General features: G+C 46.2%; 20 protein-coding genes. 14 read left to right on the forward strand and 6 right to left on the reverse strand.

Features of this window, described 5'->3' with window-relative positions:
* The first annotated feature begins 39 nt into the window (after positions 1-39).
* From DYE48_RS01940 to DYE48_RS01955, 4 genes are all read left to right on the forward strand, one after another.
* Positions 40-1,008, forward strand: a complete 969-nt coding sequence (locus DYE48_RS01940) for an ATP-binding cassette domain-containing protein (RefSeq protein ID WP_244199348.1) — start codon at positions 40-42, stop codon at positions 1,006-1,008.
* On the forward strand, positions 998-1,777 hold the full coding sequence (locus DYE48_RS01945) for an ABC transporter permease (RefSeq protein WP_115822165.1): 780 nt from the start codon (positions 998-1,000) through the stop codon (positions 1,775-1,777). The genes DYE48_RS01940 and DYE48_RS01945 overlap by 11 nt, the downstream gene beginning before the upstream one ends.
* A 154-nt stretch (positions 1,778-1,931) precedes the next feature.
* Positions 1,932-2,957 carry a ribosome small subunit-dependent GTPase A gene (gene rsgA, locus DYE48_RS01950; RefSeq protein ID WP_115822166.1) on the forward strand — a complete coding sequence of 342 codons (1,026 nt, stop codon included), beginning with the start codon at positions 1,932-1,934 and terminating at the stop codon, positions 2,955-2,957.
* Positions 2,958-3,032: 75 nt separating this feature from the next.
* Positions 3,033-4,796 (forward strand): dihydroorotate dehydrogenase, encoded by a 1,764-nt coding sequence (locus DYE48_RS01955; RefSeq protein WP_115822167.1) that lies wholly within the window; start codon positions 3,033-3,035, stop codon positions 4,794-4,796.
* A 288-nt stretch (positions 4,797-5,084) separates the two neighbouring features.
* Here DYE48_RS01955 and DYE48_RS01960 read toward each other — a convergent pair whose 3' ends face one another.
* Positions 5,085-6,395: a glutamine synthetase family protein gene (locus tag DYE48_RS01960; protein ID WP_089651107.1), complete on the reverse strand. Its 1,311-nt coding sequence runs from the start codon at positions 6,393-6,395 to the stop codon at positions 5,085-5,087.
* 222 nt (positions 6,396-6,617) lie between these two features.
* Here DYE48_RS01960 and DYE48_RS01965 point away from each other — a divergent pair, with 222 nt between their 5' ends.
* Positions 6,618-7,010 (forward strand): hypothetical protein, encoded by a 393-nt coding sequence (locus DYE48_RS01965; protein ID WP_115822168.1) that lies wholly within the window; start codon positions 6,618-6,620, stop codon positions 7,008-7,010.
* 116 nt (positions 7,011-7,126) lie between these two features.
* Positions 7,127-8,053, forward strand: a complete 927-nt coding sequence (locus DYE48_RS01970) for a manganese-dependent inorganic pyrophosphatase (protein ID WP_115822271.1) — start codon at positions 7,127-7,129, stop codon at positions 8,051-8,053.
* Positions 8,054-8,851: 798 nt separating this feature from the next.
* Here the strand turns inward: DYE48_RS01970 and DYE48_RS01975 are convergent.
* The gene (locus DYE48_RS01975) at positions 8,852-9,382 is read right to left on the reverse strand and encodes a hypothetical protein (RefSeq protein WP_115822169.1); all 531 of its coding nucleotides are present in this window, start codon (positions 9,380-9,382) and stop codon (positions 8,852-8,854) included.
* 133 nt (positions 9,383-9,515) lie between these two features.
* Here DYE48_RS01975 and DYE48_RS01980 point away from each other — a divergent pair, with 133 nt between their 5' ends.
* From DYE48_RS01980 to DYE48_RS02000, 5 genes are all read left to right on the forward strand, one after another.
* The gene (locus tag DYE48_RS01980) at positions 9,516-9,995 is read left to right on the forward strand and encodes a DUF4306 domain-containing protein (RefSeq protein ID WP_115822170.1); all 480 of its coding nucleotides are present in this window, start codon (positions 9,516-9,518) and stop codon (positions 9,993-9,995) included.
* Positions 9,983-10,594, forward strand: coding sequence for a Type 1 glutamine amidotransferase-like domain-containing protein (locus DYE48_RS01985; protein ID WP_115822171.1), 612 nt, complete (start codon positions 9,983-9,985; stop codon positions 10,592-10,594). Before DYE48_RS01980 ends, DYE48_RS01985 begins: the two co-directional genes overlap by 13 nt.
* Before the next feature lie 192 nt (positions 10,595-10,786).
* Positions 10,787-11,356, forward strand: coding sequence for a copper resistance CopC family protein (locus tag DYE48_RS01990; protein WP_115822172.1), 570 nt, complete (start codon positions 10,787-10,789; stop codon positions 11,354-11,356).
* Positions 11,353-12,423, forward strand: a complete 1,071-nt coding sequence (locus tag DYE48_RS01995; protein WP_167449424.1) for a copper resistance D family protein — start codon at positions 11,353-11,355, stop codon at positions 12,421-12,423. The genes DYE48_RS01990 and DYE48_RS01995 overlap by 4 nt, the downstream gene beginning before the upstream one ends.
* Before the next feature lie 114 nt (positions 12,424-12,537).
* Positions 12,538-13,548: a DUF1835 domain-containing protein gene (locus tag DYE48_RS02000; RefSeq protein WP_115822174.1), complete on the forward strand. Its 1,011-nt coding sequence runs from the start codon at positions 12,538-12,540 to the stop codon at positions 13,546-13,548.
* Positions 13,549-13,608: 60 nt separating this feature from the next.
* Here the strand turns inward: DYE48_RS02000 and DYE48_RS02005 are convergent, their stop codons facing one another.
* Positions 13,609-14,190, reverse strand: coding sequence for a GNAT family N-acetyltransferase (locus DYE48_RS02005; RefSeq protein ID WP_115822175.1), 582 nt, complete (start codon positions 14,188-14,190; stop codon positions 13,609-13,611).
* Between the two features lie 113 nt (positions 14,191-14,303).
* Here DYE48_RS02005 and corA point away from each other — a divergent pair, with 113 nt between their 5' ends.
* Entirely contained in the window at positions 14,304-15,254 is a 951-nt protein-coding gene (gene corA, locus DYE48_RS02010) for a magnesium/cobalt transporter CorA (RefSeq protein WP_115822176.1), read from the forward strand.
* 261 nt (positions 15,255-15,515) lie between these two features.
* On the opposite strand, the gene DYE48_RS02015 is transcribed toward corA, so the two are convergent.
* Positions 15,516-15,911 carry a hypothetical protein gene (locus DYE48_RS02015; protein WP_115822177.1) on the reverse strand — a complete coding sequence of 132 codons (396 nt, stop codon included), beginning with the start codon at positions 15,909-15,911 and terminating at the stop codon, positions 15,516-15,518.
* 6 nt (positions 15,912-15,917) lie between these two features.
* The gene (locus DYE48_RS02020) at positions 15,918-16,307 is read right to left on the reverse strand and encodes an SET domain-containing protein (RefSeq protein ID WP_089651119.1); all 390 of its coding nucleotides are present in this window, start codon (positions 16,305-16,307) and stop codon (positions 15,918-15,920) included.
* A 200-nt stretch (positions 16,308-16,507) separates the two neighbouring features.
* Here DYE48_RS02020 and DYE48_RS02025 point away from each other — a divergent pair, with 200 nt between their 5' ends.
* The gene (locus tag DYE48_RS02025; protein ID WP_089651140.1) at positions 16,508-18,031 is read left to right on the forward strand and encodes a glycine betaine uptake BCCT transporter; all 1,524 of its coding nucleotides are present in this window, start codon (positions 16,508-16,510) and stop codon (positions 18,029-18,031) included.
* A gap of 52 nt (positions 18,032-18,083) precedes the next feature.
* Here the strand turns inward: DYE48_RS02025 and DYE48_RS02030 are convergent, their stop codons facing one another.
* Positions 18,084-18,647 (reverse strand): FAD-dependent oxidoreductase, encoded by a 564-nt coding sequence (locus DYE48_RS02030; RefSeq protein WP_115822178.1) that lies wholly within the window; start codon positions 18,645-18,647, stop codon positions 18,084-18,086.
* An 894-nt stretch (positions 18,648-19,541) separates the two neighbouring features.
* Here DYE48_RS02030 and DYE48_RS02035 point away from each other — a divergent pair.
* Positions 19,542-20,927, forward strand: coding sequence for an MFS transporter (locus tag DYE48_RS02035; protein WP_115822179.1), 1,386 nt, complete (start codon positions 19,542-19,544; stop codon positions 20,925-20,927).
* Positions 20,928-20,931 lie beyond the last annotated feature (4 nt).

The following is a 20,931-nucleotide window of genomic DNA, read 5'->3' on the forward strand; positions in this document are numbered from 1 at the left end:
ATATAGTAAAGATATGGATTGATGACTGGAGGGATTGTTGTGAATGGGAAAATCGTTGTTGAACACCTAACAAAAACGTTTAAAAAAAGAAACGTCCAAGCGGTAAAAGATGTTTCTTTCGAAGTAGAGGAAGGGGAATTTTTCGCTTTTCTAGGACCGAATGGCGCAGGTAAATCGACCACCGTTCAAATTCTGACGACGCTCATCAATGCCACTACTGGAAAAGCAGAAGTGGCCGGCCACGACGTCATCCGAGAGCCGGAAAAAGTGAGACGTTATATAGGTGTAGCTCTGCAGGAAACAGGTGTGGACCCTGATCTGACAGGCAGGGAAATGATTGAGCTTCAAGCGAATATTTTCGGCTTCCGTAAAGAAGAAGGTAAAAAGAGGGCCCAGGAGCTGTTGGAGATTGTGCAGCTGACAGAAGCGGCGGAACGAAGAATCGGCAACTATTCGGGCGGGATGCGCAGGCGTCTTGACCTTGCACTGACACTCGTCAATGAACCGAAAATCCTTTTTCTCGATGAACCGACAACAGGGCTTGATCCTTCGAACCGGATGGCGATTTGGGATGAATTGCGACGGCTGAACGAGGAAGTTGGCACCACCATTTTTCTTACTACCCAGTATTTAGAGGAAGCCGATTCGCTTGCTCACCGCATCAGTATCATCAATGATGGAGAGATTGTTGCCACAGGCACGCCGAAGGAATTGAAGGCACAAATCGGAAATGATTTGATCACCCTTACATTGAAAGATGAAAAACAGCAATCCGAGGCGGTGGAGTACTTACGTGGACAAATGGGTGACGTTGATGTGATCAATCGTCAGAATAAGGTGCTCATATACGTTGAAGAGGGGACGAAGCAATTGCTTGAAGTTGTCCGTCTGTTTGATCAGGAAGGCTATGAAATCGAGGACATCCAACTCTCCTCACCAACGCTGGATGATATTTTCTTGAAGATCACGAGTGAGAAAAAGGAAGGAGTGAGAGCGGATGGGGAATAACCTATGGAAAGATACGTGGCTCATGACCGTAAGAAACATCAAAACGACGTTACGTAATCCGTTTTCTTTTATCCCGAACCTAATCATATCGGCTTTCTTCCTCCTTGTTTATGAAGGCGGGTTGAGCGGAATTTCCCAGCTCCCGACATTTGAAGGGGCGAACTATTTGGCGTTCATTCTGCCTGTGTCGATTGTATCTGCGGCCATTGGTGGAGCCGGGGGTGCCGGACAGAGCATCGTGAAGGATATTGAGAATGGGTTTTTCTCCCGGTTGTTGCTGACGCCAGCTTCAAGGTTGGCGATCGTTCTCGGACCAATCATTGCCGGGATGCTTCAACTCGTCGTGCAAACACTGCTGATCATCGGCATCGCCTTTTTGCTCGGTCTTGAAGTAGTGACAGGTTTCGGGGGCATTTTGTTTGTGCTGCTGATTGCCGTGGGCTGGGGGCTTGCGTTTGCCGGCTATTCTGCCGGGGTCGCGCTTCGGACTGGTAACGCTCAGGCCGCACAAGCGGGAACGTTCATCTTTTTCCCGCTCATTTTTCTAAGCACCACTTTCGTCCCGTATGAGCTGATTGAAGCCCAGTGGCTGAAAATCGCGGCGACGATCAACCCGACGACTTACATTTTTGAAAGTATGCGGACAGCACTCATCGACGGCTGGGTGTTTTGGGATTTGATGCAGGGGGTCTTCGCTATCGTCATCGTGTGCACCATCACCATTACCTTTGCAGCCATTTCTGCGAAAAAAGCAGTTTCCCGCGGATAAACGTAACCACTGGCAAAAAATTCTGATATAATGGAACTAATCAAAAAGTTAGGAGTGATGTTTTATGGCAAACGTAACAACTCAATTCAACTCAAATCCATCAAATCACGGAGGACATCACTCGTAACGTCCTCCAAAATTCAGGAGGAATCGAATGAAACGGAATGATTTTACAGTATTTTTTAAAGCACAGACGAACGAAGGGGAACAGATCGGAAGAATCACCCGCCTGACCCATGGCCTGTACACCGTTGTGGATGATGAACAGGAGCGGAACGGAGAAGTCTCCGGAAGGTTTCATCATACCGTACAGGTTGACAAAGATTACCCGGCTGTCGGGGATTGGGTCGTTTTTGAACCTTATGATGCAGGGGCGCGTGCGAAAATCCACCGCGTTCTGGACCGGCGAACCGTGTTGTCCAGGAAAAAGGCGGGCGGAAGTCATCAGGAGCAAATCATTGCGGCGAACGTCGATACCGTGTTTATCGTCACCGCTTTGACCCAGGAATTTAACCCAAGAAGAATCGAACGGTATGTTCAGCAAATTTATGAGAGTGGAGCGAGCCCGGTTGTTGTTTTAACAAAACGGGACTTGTGCGACACGGTGCCTGATCATATTACTGAAGTCGAAAGTGTAGCGCCGGGCGTTCCTGTCTATGCAGTCGATAGTTTGACAGGGGGAGGAATGGAAGAGCTTGTCACTGAATTACGGACTGGCGAAACCATTTCGCTCGTAGGTTCTTCCGGAGTCGGCAAGTCAACACTCATCAACCATTTGCTCGGCATGGAAAAACAAGCGACTCAAGGGGTGCGTGAAGAGGATCAGCGCGGGCGGCATACGACGACGCACAGAGAGCTGTTTGAACTGCCGAACGGAACTTATATCATTGACACACCCGGCATGCGTGAATTGCAGTTATGGGGTGGAGATGAAGAAGGGGTGGACCAGACATTCTCTGATATCGATCGCCTGAGCGCGTCTTGTAAGTTCAGAGATTGTAAGCATGAACAAGAGCCGGGGTGTGCGGTGAAGCAAGCGATTGAAGAGGGAGAGCTGGAAGCTGCACGTCTGAAAAGCTACAACAAGTTAAAACGAGAGCTGAAGCGGCTCGAGTTGAAAGATCGGTATGGGACGCATCGCACGAACCGGATGCTCCACGGACCGAATGCGATCAAGTAGAAAAAAGAGGTGCCGGTTCCGGTGCCTCTTTTTTTGTAGCTGGAGCTTTTGATTATAAAAGAAAAGGAAGATTGTATGCCGGATTGGTCTTATCATGTATTGTTCAAACCGTGGCTGTCAAAATTAGCCCCTGTGACTTCAAGAGAATTTATACATAAAAATATGAACCGGATCGCTTGTCTTCCTGGAGGGAGGTCTATCATCCATTTTCTTGGGAGAGAAGAAATTTCCGAGAAACTCACCACTTCTCTTGGGGGCGAACCAATCCGTGGACCTGTTGGATTATCAGGAAAAATCGATCCGCGGTTATCAGGTACGAAGGCATTCAGTCACTTAGGTTTTAGTATGATCGATGTTGGTCCGGTGACGCTGGAACCGCAGAATGGGGATTTCCCTGAAAGGAAAGAGGGTCGCCTGCTGCTTCCGGATCACGGAGAGTCGATTGGTTTGGAGGAAACTGTTCGTCGGCTGGAAAAGGCGGATGCAGAAATTCCTTATCTCTTTCATTTGCAAGGGTCACAAGATGAAATTGTTAAAATGGCAGAAGCTCTAAAACCTTTTCGTGGGATATTCAGTGTTTCTCATGATAAGTGGTCGCCGAATCTAGTTGGAAAACTCTCAGAATGGAAACCCGTTTTTTTAAGAGTTCCCAGTAAGAATGTTTCTGAGGTAGACAGATTTGGAGGAGTCGCCGGCTTCGTCTTAGAAGAATCTGGTGGGGAAGATAATTTAGAAGCGCACAAAAAGGCATTGGAAAAGCTGCAGGGATATGATGTGGTTACAGTCGGAGGAGTGAAGGAACCCGCAGATGCGATGGCCCTCCTTTCCGCTGGCGCCCGTATGGTATTTCTTTCTACTGAATACGTCGAAGCAGGTCCTGGACTACCGAAGCGGATTCACGAAGCGCTGCTGGATGAAAGAGCTCAAGGTGGCAAGGAGGAAACTGGCTGGATGTGGTATTTTCTTTTCGGCCTGGCGATTTTTCTAGGTGGCATCCTCGCCTTGGTGTTCAGTTTGACCTCGGTCATCCTACCTTATGATGAAACGTTCCTCGGAATATCCAGACAAGAATTGCTTCTGTTCAATGAACGGATTCTCTGGTTTATGGCCCACGACCGGCTGACCCTCGCCGGCACCATGATTTCCGGTGGGCTGCTTTATATGTGGCTGGCAAGGTATTCTGTTTCCAAGGGAGAAAAATGGGCGAAACAAGCGATTGACTTTGCTGCGATTGCAGGCTTTTTAGGCATTCTCTTTTTTATCGGATATGGCTATTTTGACTGGCTGCACCTGTTATTCTGGATCATCCTCCTGCCGTTATATGTGACGGGATGGATCAAATCCCGGGGTCTCTCCGAAAAGCCAGCTTCGAAGAATCGAAGAAATGCCAGAACGTGGCTTCTCGGCGTCTATGGACAATTTTGCTTCGTCATCCTCGGATTCTCTTTCGTCCTTGGTGGCATCATCATTTCCTATATCGGCGTGACAGGGGTCTTTATCCCGACCGATATTGAGTATCTTTGCATGCCTCCTGAACTGATTCAGAATTTCAACGAACGATTAATCCCCGTCATCGCCCATGACCGCGCCGGGTTTGGAAGCGCACTGTTCAGTGTCGGATCTCTCGTCCTGATGAGCGCTTTATGGGGGTATCATCAGGGGAAACGCTGGTTTTGGTGGATGTTCCTGATCGGAGGGATCCCTGCCTTTGCCGCAGGGATATTTGTACATATCATGATCGGCTATACGACATTCATCCACTTGCTGCCCGCATACATCGCGCTGTTTTTTTACGTGGGAGGCCTGGTTCTGTCCTATCGTTATTTAATGAGTAAATGATGCGAAAGGTCATCCGATTTGAGGATGACCTTTCGCGCGCAAGAAAGCCGAGTCGCGCGCAAGAAAGCCGAGTCGCGCGCAAGAAAGCCGAGTCGCGCGCAAGAAAGCCGAGTCGCGCGCAAGAAGAGCCGAGTCGCGCGCAAGAAGAGCCGAGTCGCGCGCAAGAAGAGCCGAGTCGCGCGCAAGAAGAGCCGAGTCGCGCGCAAGAAAGTCGAGTCGCGCGCAAAAGAAGCGAAGAGCCTACACAAAAAAGCAGCGCTCCAAAACGGAGCGCTGCTTTTCTCATTCTTACTTGTTCATATATTTATCGATTTCCCACTTGCTTACTTGCAAGGAGTACTGAGTCCACTCATCTTCTTTGTCTTCGATATATGCATTGGCCGTGTGGTCGCCAAGAGCTTTAAGAAGAACTTCGTCTTTCTTAAGAGCAGAAAGAGCTTCTTTCAAGTTTGTAGGAAGTGTTGGTACACTGTCGTCCTCAACTTCGTACAGGTTACGGCTCTCTGCTTCACCTGCATCATATTCGTTACGGATACCTTCAAGACCAGCTTGGATCAATACCGCAAGTGTCAGGTAAGGGTTCGCTGTCGGGTCCGGGTTACGGACTTCGAAACGAGTACCTTGACCACGTGTTGTTGGTACACGGACCATACAGCTACGGTTGGAGTGAGACCATGCAATACTTACAGGTGCTTCATAACCAGGAACGAGACGCTTATAAGAGTTCACGTTCGGGTTCGTAATCGCTGCAATCGCGCGAGCGTGGTGAAGAATACCGGCGATGAACTGTTTCATAGTTTTGGAAACGCCATCTTTCGCATCTTCATCGTAGAAAGCACTGTCGCCATCTCTGAATAGGGAAAGGTGTGCGTGCATTCCGGAACCGTTCTCACCTGCGATCGGTTTAGGCATGAATGTTGCGTGATAGTCATGGTTTGTTGCAATATCTTTTACAACGTTTTTGAACGTTTGGATGTTATCGGCTGTTTTCAGCATGTTGTCAAAACGGAAGTTGATCTCGTGCTGACCCATAGCCACTTCGTGGTGGGAAGCTTCCATTTCGAAACCGAATTTTTTCAGTGTACGAACGATGTCACGACGTACTTTATCCCCTTTATCTTTTGGAGAAGCATCGAAGTATCCACCGCGGTCATTCATTTCGCGGATCGGGTAACCATCTTTGTCCAGCTTGAATAGGAAGAATTCTGGTTCTGGACCGACGTTTACTGTGTATCCCATATCTTCGGCTTCTTTCATTGCACGTTTAAGGATGTAACGAGGGTCTCCTTCGAATGGAGTGCCATCCGGCTTGTAGATATCACAAATGAAGCGCGCGCTGCGATCTTCATCGACCAAAGAAGGAAGCAGTAGGAATGTATCTAAGTCTGGATAGAGATACATGTCACTTTCCTGGATATCGGAAAAACCGGAAATGGAAGAACTGTCGAACATGGCTTCATTTTCCAAGACCATTTCTAGCTCTTCAGCCGGTAGTTCAACATTTTTCGTATCCCCATACATATCTGTGAATTCTAATAGTAGGAATTCAACGTTGTTTTCTTTTACTTCCTGAATGATTTGCTCTTTTGTGTAAGTCATACATTACCCTCTCTTTAACAATTTTATTATGAGATGTGTATCCGGAATAGTGCTGGATATGTACCTCACTTTTTCTTATGTTAGGAATTCTAACACATAGTGTAGACAAATCTCAAATGCCTTTTTACTAAATTCCCTTATTTTTTTCTCGTAAACCTATGATTTAGTAAAAAAATCTACCCACTCACATATGGTAGATGATAAGGGGAATGGAGGTGCTACATGAACGGTAAAATGCTTGTATTCATGCAGAGTGTGGCCATTTTTGGTTACTTGTTATCCGCATCATTTGCCATGGTTAAAATTCAGGGGACGGCTGTTCTAACAGAAAATTTTTATTTTTATATTATTTTCTCACAATTCGTCTTCGTTCCGATAGGTTTTTTTCTCGCCCTCCCAGCTTTTATTAAAAAAAGGAAGATGGGTGGACGCTGGATATGGAAGAAAAGGTACGGATTGTTTCTTCTATTTCCTTCTTTATATTTGCTGTTGTTTCCCTATGTGATTCATATTGACTCCCTTTTTCCCGATCCAATGATTACCAACCCTTCGGTGGGGCCGGTGATCCAAGTTCTGTTTGGTTATTTTCTACTAAAAGGGTTCGAAAAAGAATAATTTCTTTTCCATATTAAGGGTAATGGTAGGAGAAGATGGACTATGGCTCTAATCTATTTTATAATCGAAACGGACAAGACATCCTACATACCCTTGATAAAGAAAGGAAGATTTTTGTGAGCAAAACATTGATTTTCGGGCACAAAAACCCCGATACGGATACGATTACTTCAGCACTTGTGTATGCTGAACTGAAAAAAGCCCTTGGAGAAGAGGTAGAAGCCGTTCGTCTTGGTGAAGTAAACGGAGAAACTCAATTTGCGTTGGATCAGTTCAATGTCGATGCGCCACGTCTTGTTGAGCGTGTTTCTGAAGAAGTCGAGCAGGTCATCCTAGTCGACCACAACGAACGCCAGCAGAGTGCTGAGGATATTGACGAGGTACAGGTGCTTGAGGTCATCGACCACCACCGTATTGCAAACTTCGAAACAAAAGGACCTCTTTACTATCGTGCGGAGCCTGTCGGATGTACGGCAACGATTTTAAACAAGTTGTATAAGGAAAAAGGACAGCAGGTTTCAAAGCCAATGGCAGGACTAATGCTGTCAGCGATTATTTCCGATTCTCTATTATTCAAATCACCGACGTGCACAGACGAAGACCGTAAAGCGGCTGAAGAACTTGCTGCGATCGCTGGTGTCGATGCTGAAGAATACGGTCTTAAAATGTTGAAAGCAGGCGCGGATATCAGTGACAAGACAGCGGAAGAATTGATCTCCCTGGATGCGAAAGGGTTCAACATGGGCGATAAAAAAGTAGAAATTGCTCAAGTGAACACAGTCGATACAGATGATGTGCTTTCCCGTAAGAGCGAACTTGAAGCAGCGATCGAAAAGAACGTTTCTGAAAAGGACTTGGACTTGTTCCTGCTTGTCGTTACAGACATTCTTGAAAGTGACTCGACAGTGGTTGCGGTTGGTAACGAAACAGAAGCGGTTGCGAAAGCTTTCGAAACAGAGCTTGATGGCAATCAGGCTGTCTTGAAAGGTGTCGTTTCCCGTAAGAAGCAAATCGTACCTCCATTGAACACATATTTCGGATAAGAAGAAAAGCGAACCCTCATGGTGAGGCGTTCGCTTTTTTTATATCATTTCTTCTCTTCCATATAAGCTCCCTATTCTTCAAGACTCAGTTTCGAGATGTCTTCGGGTTTCGTTGCCATGTTGGGCGTCAGGGGTGGTTGGGAAGCTACTCGCTTTCCTGCGGGGATGACGGCAAGCCTCCTCGAGCTTCGCTCTGCGGGGTCTCGCCAGTCAATCCATTCCCGCGGGAGTCTCGCAGCTTCCCAACCACCCCATTCGATGTAGGTGAGAAACGAACCCCTATACCAAGATGGGGCGTCTTCCACCCCAACGCAGGATCAGGCATAAAGCGTTCCAAATCAATCTTTCACGCTCAGAATGACCAATGGGAGGAGTTTCAAATTATCTATTTCTCTTGAGCATACAAGCAGTGATTCCGAGAGTGGTTTCGAGAGCCTCACACGGTAAAGGGGCGGAGGGGAATGGGGAGACTCCTACCTTAAGTGTGCAGGCGCCTCGATCAGCGGCGTATGGACTGGACTGAGCTGGCGGAGATAAAGGAAACACGAAGAACGGAGTGATTCGATGTTGACTTATCGTACAGAAGCGAGGGAAGTCTCACTAGCCGCTAGGCGCCGGAACCGGATATCTAAGAGGAAAAAAGTGCATGGTGAGACCCCGCAGGACGCAGTCCGAGGAGGCTCACCGCGCTCCCACGGAAAGCGACTCATTCCCCGCAGCCCCCATCCACTCAACAAAAGTCTCGAAACTGAGTCTTACACAATCCTGCCATATAGTTTAATAACTACCATTGATCCCCTACGATAGAAACTTCTCATTAAAGGAGCGGATCGTTTTTGTCAGTGCTTCCATTTTTTCTTTATCAGATACCGTAAAAGAGTCTTTTTCCACGATATACTGCACATCGGTGTGGAGCTGCTTTAAAGCGGCTGTGATATCATCTACTTTGTCTGAATCCTCATCTTCAAATGATTCCGTAGTAATCACCGATCGAAGCTTGAACAACTCATTGGAATAATCACGGAAATACCCTTTTTTCAATTCATTCGATCGTTCGGCAGCATTTAATAGTCTTTGATTTCCGGTCAGTTGCTGGAGGCTGCGGGTGAGCAAACTCTCCGTATAAAACCTTTCTTTTTCACTTCCCTCGCTATGAAATGAGTCAAAGGACAGGGTGACGTCCTCGATGCGATAGGGAAGTTCGGACACAGCGGAAGTCGCGGCATCTTTTGTGAAAGTGTCGATCTCTGAGGATCTGGTTGTATCGAACCAAAGGTAAGCGAAAAAAATGCTTGTTAATAAGAAGATTCCTGTAAGAATTTTGTACATGGTTACCAGGCTCCTTTTTTCTATCAATCATTAATCGTATCGTATCACGTAAGTCGCGTGCTTGTTTAAATAAAAGATTGAGTAATTGTTGAACATTTGAAATAATTGGTAAAAAGTGGGGGGATTAATAATAATGAGAGTTCTAGTTCAGTATGTCGCCGCTCTATGTACTTTTTTATTTTCAACGGTCGCCGCTTTGTATGAAGGAAGTGAAATCAAAGATCATCCGTTTGAATGGAGGTCTTCTGCTGTATTCAGCCAGTGGGTTCATGGAGAGGTGAAAACATCCTCAGACATCCTCGTCGTCGATTATTTGGTCTATGCTGCTAAATTCAAACCGTTCTTTCCTTTACTGCTCCTCTTGGGCCTCCTCTATTTCATAGCATTAAGCGGGGTGGTTTTATTCCACAAGAGAAAGTTTTCGTTGATCATGTATTTTGGAGTATGGGCTGTCATGTTGTTGCTTGCTGCTTTTTTTACTTTTCCTGCCCATTCTCTAGGGATGAAAATGATGAGTATAGTATTCATTACATCCGGGACTGCGAGTGGTTTGGCTGCTTCTCTATTGTATCTGATTTATAAGAAGGAAGGTGTGGTGGTATGGGGGCATTGATTCTTTCAGGTGGTGGAAGTGCAGAGCAGAACATGAAGGCCCATGCATCGTTCGCGGAAAAATCGGAGCAAGGAAAGGCTGTTTTGTATATTCCGGTCGCAGGGGATCCGGAACGAAGGCCACATGAAGAGAGTTTCCATTACATAAAAAAATGTCTGAAGCCACATGGAATCTCTCAGTTGGAGATGTGGACAGACTTTGACGGAAAGTCATTCGTGGACCTTCAAATGTTTGCTGGTGTCTACATCAGTGGAGGTTGTTCATTGAAGCTGCGAAGGTTAATGTATGAAAGTGGATTCGATCGGGTTCTTTTGGATTTTTACAAACGAGGAGGCGTAGTTTTCGGTCAGAGTGCTGGCGCTGTAGTGTTCGGAAAGGCCCTTTCAGGAGGGAAGGAAGCTCTGAATCTCGTGGAGAACTACAGGATAGTGTGTCATTACAAATCGGAGGATGAGAGTGAAACAACCCTCATCACAAAGAATGAGAGTTTTCAGATCCTTGCTATGGAAGACGGAGGATCTGTGCTCGTTTCGGATGGTGGTATTAAAAAGATCAGTGGTGGTATTTATACATTTGAAAAAGGAAAGAAAATTGAATAAAACCATCAAATGCAGGGTTCCGACAAAGCCTTGGTTTATGTTCAGCTCATGAACCGAGGTTTTTCTGTTCACTAAATTGTCCATCTTTTCTCCTGGTATTACAACCTTTGCTCTGATATAAATTAGAAGGAGGAGTGAACCATTGCTCCTTTTTATTCGTAGTCTTTATAAAAGAGAAAAAGGAGTAGGACCATGAAATATATATCCATGTTTTGTTTACTTATTGTACTTGCCCTGCCTATGACGGTAGAGGCGCATACACACCTTGAAAGTTCAGAACCTGAATCAGGAGGTGCGCTAACATCAGAAAACCCAGGCATCACACTGACTTTTGATTCCAAAGTCCAGGAACCGACGGCCTTGACCATTACAGATGATGATGGGGAAGAGTTCGAAATAGAGAGCTATACCCATTCCCCTGAAAATGTCATCGAATTCAGTATTCCTGAAGAAGTAGCTAGTGGGGAGATCGAGGTCTTCTATAGCATCATCGGTGAAGACGGGCACGTCATGGAAAATGAGCTGACGTTTAATTATACCGTGAAGGATAAGGCTTCTACCGCTGGAGAAGACACAAATACAGAGGAACCTGCAACGGCTTCAGGTGAAGGCGGAAGTGGGAGCGGAGAAGCGTCTGAAAGTGACCAAGTCGCAGCGTCTAACCAGGGGAACGATTCGATGGTATGGATTGTACCTGTACTTGGATTCGGGATCTTGGTTACTGCTGTACTCGTGTTCCTGGGGATCAGGAAAAAATCATGATTCATGCGTTAACGAATGGAGGTCTCTATGCTTGTCTCTCCATTCTGATCGGGGCAGGCCTCTTGTCATTTTCTGATGAAAAGCTTGCTCAGCGTAGAAAGACATGGGCACTGATTGCTTTGACTGTACCTGTTTTAGCTGCATTTCCAATCATAGAGTTGGCGGTTATGCTTCAGGAATATCGGGAAGGAAGCTTTTTGTCGAGTCTTTTTCATGTGCTCACCCAATTAAAGGGAGGGCAGGCATGGCTTCTACTATTATCATTGGCTATTCTTCATGTCATTCTACTGAACACGATGAAACAGCCAAAGGTCGCTTATTCGTTCAGTTTATTACTTATCGCGGGGATGATTCTCACTCAGAGTGTGACCGGACATTCTGCGAGCACCGCTTCTTTTCAAGGAGCACTTTTTCATACGGTTCATTTCATCGGTGTGGGGATATGGTCCGGAATATTACTCGTGGTCAGCTTTTTTTCTGATCACGAGCACCAGTGGGAGTCCTTTGTACGCTGGTTTACGAAGGTAGCCATCGGTTGCATCGTATGGATTACGTTGACGGGTGTTGCTATGAGTTTACTATTGTCAGAGAGTATTGTAGGTTCATGGATGCTTTCCTATGGTCAAGCGTTGTTAGTCAAACATCTTCTGTTTATCGTTCTCCTGCTGTTTGCCTTCGTCAATGGTTTTCTCATGAAGCGTTTAGTAGCAGAGGATGCAGGCTTCTCACCGAGACGCTGGTGGAAAGCGGAAAGTCTTCTCATCGTTTTTATCTATACGATTACAGGATATATGACCGAACAGGAAACGCCGCATAATATCAAGCAGACGTTGGAGCAGCAGGATCCCTCTGTCCTTTTCCGTATATTCACGACAGTAGAAGGATTTGGCCCCTTAACCCTCGCTCCCAATTTGATCAGTATCTCCTCTTTGGCCTTAGGCTTTATTTTTCTGCTGTTTACAGGAGTGATGATCAAGCGGAACTCGCTGGCAGGTACTTTTTTTGTCAGTGCAATGGTTTTGTGGTGCTTATACCTTGGTCTTATGAGCAGTGTATCGATGAGTTAAGCGGACACCTATACAGGTGTTCGTTTTTTTATGAAATGAAACTTATGGATTCATTCAATCGTAGGGAAGGAAGTTCAATGCTTTTCATTTTACCAAGGGATAAGGAGAGAGCAAATGAATCGATCCATTAAAAGAATTCTTGAAGCGTTGACTGAAGAAGAGATGCGCACCATTTTACTCCATCAGTGGACCCTTTTTACTTATGTAGAAGAAGAGAAGATCTCAGAGGAAGAATGGCTCAATCAGTTGAAAGAAATGAAAAAAAGAACCGAACGTGTCTGTGAAGACCGCCTGCATCCGTTTCAAGGGGAGGCAGGGAAAGTTGTAGAGCACGTCCATATCCTCTTTAGTGAATCTACGAAAGGCTCATTGCAGCTAGCGCTGAGACAAAAAGAGGAGACAAAGGAAGAAGTGATCGCTCTTTCTCCTATGTTTTCCATCGGTCCCATACAGGACTTGGACAAAGAAAAAGGTATCGAAAAGCGAAAGGAATGGCTGTTCCATCATCTTGTCATGGACGATGAGCTGTGGATGCACATGGTAGAAGATTCCTTGAAGGTTATGGAAGATCTACGTTCCATTCCAACTGGGGTGCCGATCACGATCTGGGTCGGTGACAATGCCCATGAACAGACCGGGCTTCGGTTTGTGTTGCATCTTTTGAAAAACAAACCCAACGAAATCTATACGGTTCAAGTAACGGACGCTTTAGATTTCCCGCTTCATACAGGGGAGCTTTCTCCTGCTCGTTTGGTGAGTTTGTTGGAACGTTCCCCAAGTAGTCCCCTGTCCGATGAAAGCATGGAAACCTACAGGGACGAATGGCGGGCTTTATCCGAGGAGAATGCGAATCTCCGAGTGTGGGAGGGAGGCATCCAATCGATGTCTGAAGACTATTTTGATGCGACTCTCATCCAATCGTTAAAAAATTTGCAAGGTGAGAGTGATGTAGATGGTTACATAAAAGCAGCTCGATTAATTGGAGAGGTTCTCGGGAATACATCACAAGTTGTCGGGGACAGCTTTTTCGAGTATCGAGTTCGTGAGCTTGTCCTTCAAGGGGAATTTATGCTCATGGGTGTTCCGAAAGGGATGAGGTATTATGCAGTGAAATGGAACAAGTGACAAGTGCTTTAGAAGCACCGGAAAAAAGAAAACGCTTGGCTGTTTAGGCCAAGCGTTCTTCTACGCACGTTTCATCCATTCTTCCCTAAGGACTCCCATACGGATCGAATCATAAAACTGTCCTTCATAAATACGGCATTTCCTTAAACGGCCTTCGACTTTCATGCCGAGTTTTTCACCAACACGCATCATCCGCTCATTTTTGGACCATGTCGTCAAACCGACACGGGCAAGGGGGAGAGTCCGAAAAAGGTAATCCACCCAGATCTCAAGCGCTTCCGATCCGTAGCCTCCGTTCCAATAATCGGGATCATAGATGCCGATGCCGACTTCAAGCCATAGAGATGGTTTGTGCTCCCAATAATAGGTGACGGTTCCGATTGTCTTCCCGTCCACTTCGAGGATGAGTCGTGAATCGGGTTCATTCGGACCGAGCCGGTTGATGCGCGCTTTTTCGTGACTGCGATAGCTTTCGAGTGTATGAGGCTCAAGCGGATAGTAGGGCGCGTCCCATTTTTTCCATTCCGGTTCATCGCCATTGTAAATCAATTGGTACAAAACAGGAATGTCCTCTTCGGTGATATGCCGTAGTGTCACCCTTTGTCCTTTCAATTGTTCGTCGCTTTTCAAACGTTGCAGCATCCGCTTGCCTCCGTTCCGTCTTTTCTTCCATCGTACCATAAGTGTGATTGGTTGTTTGAATATTTTCGTTTACGGTTATAAAAGAATAAGACGTACATAGGCAGGTGAAACGAATGATTGAGGTTTTGGCTTATAGTAAAGAAACTGGATTGCATGACAACCTTTCCATCGAAGAACTTTCCAGTCGAAAATGGGACTGGTATTGGGTTGACTTCAATCAACCGACCGAGGGGGAAGTGACGCTCTTAGAGAAAACCTTCGAGTTCCATCCTCTGGCGGTTGAAGACTGTCTGCACGGGCTGCAGCGTCCGAAGCTCGATTATTATGACGATCACAGCTTCATTGTTGTTCATTCCGTCAATCCGAAGACACTTGAGCGGGAAGAAATCAACGTTTTTCTCGGTCATTGTTCCATTGTCACTTTTCATAAAGAAAAGAACGAACCGCTGGAACAAGCAAAAAGAATCGTCAAACATACCAAACAGCATGAAAATGTTGACGAGTATTATGTCTTTCATCAAATTCTCGATAAGGTGGTCGACAACTATTTTCCAATCATTTATAAAATTGAGGATCATATCAACGAAATCGAAGACAACACGAAAGATTTATCGATGGAAAAGCTGCTTGAGGAATTGTTCGATCGAAGGAGTGAACTGCTGTTATTAAGGCAGACGATTCACCCAATGAGAGATTTGTTGTACCGTATATTAAATACCAACCATTTGGATGGAGTCTTTGAACGAAGGGAATATTTTGCGGACATTCATGACCACTTGATTAAAGTAGCTGACATGGTCGCATCAAACAGAGAAATGACACAGGATATCCGGGACAGCTACTTGTCCCTGAACTCCCATGAAACGAACCGGACGATGCAGATTCTTACTGTGATCAGCGTCATCTTCATGCCGCTGACGTTTATTGTCGGTGTTTATGGCATGAACTTTGCCAACATGCCCGAGCTGCAGACGGAATACGGCTATTTTGTTATCTGGGGAATCATGATTGCTGTTGCGGTCGGGATGTTCATCTGGTTCAGAAACAAAGGCTGGTTTGATTGAACATCAGACGTAAGACGGAAGCCACCTGGGCAGGTGGCTTCCGTCTTTTTTCGGTCCAGAGGATGAATGGAAATCACTCCAACGGCCGTTAGAAAGAAAAGCGGGGCGGTCTATACTTAAGATAACAACAAAACAAAGGAGATGACCGGAATGATCAACATCTTTGAAATCTCTATCGATATCCAGGAGCGCCGCCCTCGCTGAATGTATAAAATGAAACGCTCGTGACTTCGGTCGCGGGCGTTTTGTTTTTGAGCGCGTTTACTTAGAGCTGCTTGTTTGTGGTTTAGGATATTTATCAGTAGCTTTTGAGGTTTTATCAGTGGCTTTTGAAGTTTTTTCGGTAGCTTTTGAGGTTTTATCGTTGGCTTTTGCACTTTTATCAGTGGGTTTGACCGATTTATCAGTATCTATCCCCTGGTCGGGAGGATGAAGCGGTTCCGTCATTTCTCCTCCGTCCTTTTTCGGTCCAGAGAATGAAGGGAAATCACTCCAACGGCCGTTAGAAAGAAGAGGAAGGCGCTCTATACTTAAGGTAACAAGAAAACAAAGGAGATGACCGGAATGATCAACATCTTTGAAATCTCTATTGATATCCAGGAGCGCCGCCCCCGCTAATAAAAACGGTCGTGACGAAATGTCACGACCGTTTTTCATATTCTATTAAGATTCCTCTTCGTCCTGATCGAACCAAAGGAGTTCCTGCTCATCAACAAAACCATTGTAGTTGATGTACACTTCTTCATCCGCTTTGATGTCTTTGAAGGCGTAAAAGTCAAACGTGTGTGTCTCGAAATTGATGACATAGTTGGCGTTCGGCTCGTAGGAGTGGTTGAACATCATTCCATAGCCGAGCACAAAGGCGGTGTGGTTTTCGCCATATTCGAAAGCATAATCAGCCAGGCGGGTTTTTTCGATGTGGACGTGTTCTTCATTTGGGTAAGGGATGACGGGAGCCTGGTGAATCAGCTCATTTTTAGCGATATCCCTTTTCGCGAATATGCCGCGGTTCAATTCTTCGTTTTCAAGTGTAGACGTACGTACTTCAATCATCGTCTTCACCTCCGTAATTTTTTCTTCTATAAAAATCATCCGTGTTTACGGTTATTCTTACATCTTTAACTATTCAAGTCTGACAGGTATCAGAATGGAAAGCAACTTTCTTATTTTTCAGTCTTCCAGGGCGAGAATAGGAAAAGCAGGCGGAAAGATACTATCTCTAACAATCTTTTTTTGGAAGGGATCGCTTGCTGATGAAAAAATTCAATACAGTATTCAAAATTTCAGCTGGAATCATGCTTGTGCTTGTCATCATAGGTATCGTCTGGCCGGATGGTTTAGAACAGATGACTACGAACGTCAAAAGCTTTATCGCTAATAAGCTGGGCTGGTATTATTTAATCGTCGTCACTCTCTTTGTGCTCGTCTGCCTCACTTTCCTTTTCACACCGCTTGGAAGAATCAAGTTAGGAAAAAAAGGGGAGAAGCCTGAGTTTTCACGTCCGACCTGGATTGCGATGCTCTTCAGTGCCGGAATGGGGATTGGGATCGTGTTCTGGGGTACGGCGGAGCCGATCAGTCACTATGCCATCAGTTCACCGACGGGAGAGACCGGGACCGATCAGGCGATTAAAGATGCGATGCGGTTCACCTTCTTTCACTGGGGCATTCACGCATGGGCCATTTACGGCATCGTTGCTCTCGTACTCGCTTATTTCAATTTCCGTCACGGTCATGCAGGGCTCATTAGTGCCACATTAAAACCGTTGATCGGGGAAAAGGCTGCGGAAGGAGTTTTTGGAAAAGTCATTGATATCCTTGCTGTTATTGCGACCGTCATCGGGGTCGCGACAACCCTTGGATTCGGTGCCGTGCAGATCAATGGAGGTCTTTCTTATCTTTTTGATATTCCGAGCGGCATTGTCGTCCAATTCATTATCGTAGCGATCGTCACCGTTTTGTTCATGATTTCCGCCTGGACGGGGTTAGGAAAAGGGATCAAAATTCTCAGTAATGCGAACATGGCGCTTGCCGGACTCCTTTTCCTACTCGTCTTCATTGTAGGACCGACGATGTTCATCCTAAACATCTTCACAAGTTCGATTGGCGCTTATTTTCAATACTTGCCTACGATGAGCTTTCGTATTGCACCCCTCAATCAGGAAACAAGAGAATGGATCAATGCGTGGACGATTTTTTACTGGGCATGGTGGATCGCGTGGTCGCCGTTTGTCGGTGTGTTTATCGCCCGTGTTTCAAGGGGGCGGAGTATTCGAGAGTTTGTTTTTACCGTGCTCGTCGTCCCTTCCATTATCGGGTTTTTATGGTTTGCGACCTTCGGTGGTACAGCCATTCAACTGGAGCACAATGCTATTGATACGATTTCTTCTCTAGCGACAGAAGAATCATTGTTCGGGGTATTCTCGAACGTGCCGCTCGGATGGCTGGCTTCGATTGTTGCGATGACACTGATTGCCACCTTCTTCATCACATCCGCAGACTCAGGAACCTTTGTCCTCGGGATGATGACGACAGGTGGTTCTGAAACACCGGGAACATCCATCAAACTGACATGGGGTGGGTTGTTGTCTGCCACAGCTTTGGCTCTTCTTTACACAGGGGGACTGCAGGCCTTGCAAAATACGATGATCATCGCAGCCCTGCCATTTTCGATCATCATGTTGATGATGGTCATCAGTTTTGTGAAGGCGATTTACAAAGAGGGAAGAGAACTAGGAGTAGGGCGGTTCAACCCGCCGGATGATAAAAAATCATAAAGCAAGCCCCCGGTCCAATAAGATCGGGGGCTTCGTTTTGTATATTCCAAAATTATTTACCCAGCACGTCATGGTCGACATAACGCTTGCCGTTCAGCTCACTAATGACATTGATGGCGACTTTCGCTCCGTCACCAGATGTAACAATCGTATGGACACTCACACCAGCAACGGTGCCAGCGGCCCACACTTTCGGCTTCGACGTACGTCCGTGCTTGTCGGTTTCGATGATTTTTGCCACGCGAGGCTCGGTCCCTTCGACAACATCAAGTCCAAATGCTTCCGCCGCTTTTACAGACATGCCTGTCGCAAAAATGACGTGGGACGCTTCATAACTGCCATCGGATGTTTGAATGACATAGAGTTCTCCTTTTTCTTCAATCGCGACGACATCATCCTGGACGATGTCTGCCCCGAATTTCTGAGCCTGTTTCTGTCCCTGCTCCAATAACTTCGGTCCCTCGATCGGATCGACGCCATAATGGTTTTCGACCCATGCTTTGGCAGTAATACTTTTTCCGTTATCAAAAAGAATCGTTTTCTTCCCGGCTTTTGCGGTGAAAAGTCCGGCACTGGCACCGGCCGGTCCGGCCCCGATAATCGCTACATCGTACATCCAATCACTCCTTTTTGAAGTTTCTCCTCCATTATATCTGAATTTTCCGCCCATTTAAATTTAGGAAGTATGGTTATGAAAACTTATTGAACAATCGGGCAGGATTGTGGAAGACTTGAATTCGAGATATTCTGGGGTTCGTCGCCGTATTGGGAGTCAGGGGTGGCTGGGAAGCTACTCGCTTTCCTGCGGGGATGGCGGCAAGCCTCCTTGTGCTTCGCACTGCGGGGTCTCGCCAGCCAATCCATTCCCGCGGGAGTCTCGCAGCTTCCCAGCCACCCCATTCGATGGATATGAGAAACGAACCCACATACACGAATGGAGCGTCTTCCATAACCACTACATTCTAGTTGAAAAGCCCTTTATCGCAAGCGTTCGGATACAAATGGCTGCTTGTTTGAAAGTTTAATCCATTACTTTCATTACGCTGGAAAGCTGCTTATTCTGGAAGTAGTTTCGAGATACTTATATGATCAAGGGGCGGAGGGGAATGGGGAGACTCCTACCTTAAGTGTGCAGGCGCCTCGATCAGCGGCGTATGGACTGGACTGAGCTGGCGGAGATAAAGGAAACACGAAGAACGGAGTGATTCGATGTTGACTTATCGTACAGAAGCGAGGGAAGTCTCACTAGCCGCTAGGCGCCGGAACCGGATATTGAAGAGGAAAAAAGTGCATGGTGAGACCCCGCAGGACGCAGTCCGAGGAGGCTCACCGCGCTCCCGCGGAAAGCGAGTCATTCCCCGGAGACCTATCCACTCAACAAAAGTCTCGAAACTGAGTCCTCCTCAAGGGTCAAATGAATTTTCTATATCCAACGTTTGGCCGTTGCTTTAAATAAAGATGTCGTGTAAAATCATTTCGGGTAACGAAATAATGGAGGGGAGATCAAAAGATGCAAGAAGAACAACAAGTACGTAACCCAAAGGGATTATTGATCTCCCTTTGCGCGGTTATGATGATGTCAGTGATGAATGGAACGATGTTCAACATCGCTGTTCCCGATATAGCAAAAACGTATCAACTGATGCCATCGGAAGTCAGCTGGGTCATGACAGGATATATTATGGTCTATGCCGTCGGGGCTCTTACTTACGGAAAACTGGCCGACTACTATCCGTATCGAACGTTGATTACGTTTGGACTCAGTATTTTTTGTGCCGGGTCTTTATTCGGCTTTTTTGCTCAAAACTATGGGATGGTCCTGCTGGCAAGAGTGATCCAGGCGGTAGGTGGGGCAATGATTCCGGCGCTCGTATTCTTGGCACCGATTCGTTATTTTCCAAATGAGCGTGGGAAAGTGCTGGGAATCGTCTCGTCTGTCATGGCCTTCGCTTCAGGAGTGGGTCCGATTGCCGGTGGATTTATTGCAGGTTTTCTTGATTGGCGGTATTTGTTCTTAACGTCTGCGATGATTATCATTACTTTGCCATTCTTGCGTAAAAACCTGCCTCAAGAAGAGTCGAAAAAAGGGTACATCGATTATGTCGGTGCTGCTTTGATCGCTGGGGTAATTTCCACGCTTATGCTTGGAATTACACTGGGAATCACATGGTTATTCCTATTTACGGTTTTATTCTTTGTTTTGAATTTATGGCGGATGAAGGCGATCGACGAACCATTTATACCTGCTCATCTATTCAAAAGCAATCAGTACAGAGCCACCATCATTACAAGTTTTCTCGGTGTCGTGTGTTTGTTCGGCATGATGTTCATGCTGCCGATCATGTTCCGTGATGCTTATGGACTTGGAACGATGATGATCGGTCTCGTCCTTTTTCCAGGGGCATTGAGTGCAGCTTTGATGGGACAAAAAGGTGGGAATCTGGTCGATTCAAAAGGGAACACGTTCGTTCTTTATATGGCCCTGGGTTTACTAGGAACCGGATTTGTCGTGTTGTCTACACTTGTAGGCGCACATCCGTATATCGTAAGTGCAGCGATCATCATTGCTTACATGAGCTTTCCACTTGTGCAGGCATCGTCCGCTGACATCCTGGCGAACATTTTACACAAAAATGAAACAGGAGTTGGTATGGGAGTATTCAACCTGCTCAACTTCGTATCCGGTGCTCTAAGTGGCGCTTTGATCGGAAAAGCGCTCGACGTATTCAACCCTAACCAGCCGTTCAACTGGTTAGGGTTTGAAGGCACGACGGCGGTTTACAGCAACATTTTCTTGGCGTTTTCTCTTATCATCCTCTTAGGATTTTTGCAGTTCCGGATGAATTTTTACAAAAAAGAACAGACGTATGCCCAAAAGAAACCCGCTTCCTTGTAAGGAG

Source organism: Halobacillus trueperi (assembly GCF_003386945.1).
Taxonomy (GTDB): Bacteria; Bacillota; Bacilli; order Bacillales; family Halobacillaceae; genus Halobacillus; species Halobacillus aidingensis.